This window comes from Variovorax sp. 20P10.2.4, from assembly GCF_058244205.1.
On the sequence record NZ_JBZAYE010000992.1, the window covers coordinates 1 to 1,869 of the forward strand.

Sequence of the window (1,869 nt, forward strand, 5' to 3'; positions counted from 1 at the left end):
CAGCGCGACCCGGCGCGTGCCGCCGCGCAGCGCATGCGCCATCGCCAGCTTCGCGCGGCCCTGGAAATGCAGGGCCAGCGCGTTCACGGTCTCGCCGGCCTGCGTCGTGAGGCAGGGCTGGCCATCGCGGTAGCTCAGGTGCTTGGCGCCGCCCAGCAGCCGGAATTCGTTGGCGCGCAGGTTGTGGGCGCTGCTGATGTTGTGGTCGATCACGCAGCCGCCGAACACGCGGTTGATCGGCCGCGCATTGCCGCTCGCCTGGGCCCACAGATGCAGCAGCGTCATGTCCGATACGCCGCCGCGCTCGCCCCGGGCCGCGAAGCGCGCGGCGATCTCGCGCAGCGTCGCGCGCCCCGCGCGGCTGGTGTAGGTGTCGAGCACGAAGGCGACGAAGCCCGCGAGGCCCGCGGCGCTCCAGTAGCTCACGTGCGGCGATATCTGGCACGGGTCCCAGCCATCGAGGGGCTCGATGAACGAGCCCGAGAAGTCCGCCTCGCCGACCAGCCGACGCACGTGCGCGCCGAGGCCGCGGAACAGCAGCACGTCGCTGTCGAGCAGCACGAACTCGCGGCATTCGGGCCGCGCCTCGAGGTGGGCCGCCAGCAGGAAGTAGCGCCGGAAGCAGATCTTCTCGAACGCGGGCGTGTTGCTCGACAGGTGCACGTAGCTGCGGCACAGGCGCTCGTAGTCCGCGCCCGCCTCGGTGCCCGCGAGAACCAGCAGGTTCTCCCGCGCGCGGGCCGCCGATTCGCGGCACAGCGCCAGGGTCTTGTTCTGGCGGTCTTCCACCACGATGAAAAGAAGCGGTTGGGTCATGGTCGGCGGGGCCTGGGGCGGGAGCGGTGAATTCAGGGAGCGGGCGCCGTCGCGCTGCGCACCAGCGCGACATGCGCGGGCAGGAAGCGGAAGTCGGCATCGAGCGGCAGGTCGAGCGTGAACAGCCCCTTGCGCGCGACCGCCTCGGCGATCCAGCCGCGCAGCTGGGCCGCGGCGAAGCGCGGCGCGGAGACGCGGCCCCACGAGGCGGCCAGCGGCGTCAGCACGTGGAACATCAGGTCCGAGGGCGGCGCGGCCAGCTGCGCGGGCGGGTCCATGAACTCGCCGGCCATCAGGTTCTGGCAGGGCGCGGCCTTGAGGCTGAAACGTTGCGGCCCTTCGCCCGCGTTGAAGGCGAGCCAGCGGTCGCTCGCGCCGCTGCGCGCGGCGCCGCACAGCGCGTTCCAGTCGGAGGGCGTCATGTCGCGCGTGTTGTAGGTGCCGTCGAACCACCAGCCGCGCACCAGCGTGCCGTAGCGCTGCGACCACTCGCCGATCACCTGCGACCAGCCCGCGATGAAGCGCGCGGGCGGCGGCTGCTGCTCGGAGACGTCGCCGAGGCAGCCCATGAGGTAGCGATCGTCCTGCGGCGCGCGAAACGGCAGGTACAGCACCATCGCGATGCCGCGGCGGCGCAGCGCGCGGCCGATCTCCAGCGGCAGATCGCGCGGCGGGCGGTCGCGCGCGCTGGCCGGGCACAGCGCTTCGAGCGCGGCATTGGGCGCGATGTACTGGCCGCTGTTCTGCCCCAGCGTCAGCACCAGGTAGGAGGCGCGCATCTCGGCCAGCGTGGCCGCGAAGGCTTCGACGTCGAAGCGCGCCATGTCGGCGATCGAGCGGCGATCGGGCAGGTAGTGGACCATCACGCCGAAGCCGGGCGGCGCCAGCGCGGGCCATGGCGCGGCGAGGCTCGGGTCCGCGGGAACGGCGGTTTGGGCGGTGGCTGTCGCGGCGAACAGCGTCGCCGCCACGATCCGCGCCAGGAACCAACGAAGGGTGCGGGTCATGGCAGTGCGGCCTCGAAGGAAGCGGCCGTGCGCTGCAGCCCGAGAT

General features: G+C 72.6%; 2 protein-coding genes. Both read right to left on the bottom strand.

From position 1 onward, the window contains the following. On the bottom strand, positions 1-816 hold an 816-nt coding region (locus tag AC27VN_RS40315; protein ID WP_490880338.1), incomplete at its 3' end, for a hypothetical protein. 32 nt (positions 817-848) lie between these two features. Further along, complete coding sequence (locus AC27VN_RS40320) at positions 849-1,823, bottom strand: hypothetical protein (RefSeq protein ID WP_490880339.1); 975 nt, start codon at positions 1,821-1,823, stop codon at positions 849-851. Positions 1,824-1,869: the final 46 nt, after the last annotated feature.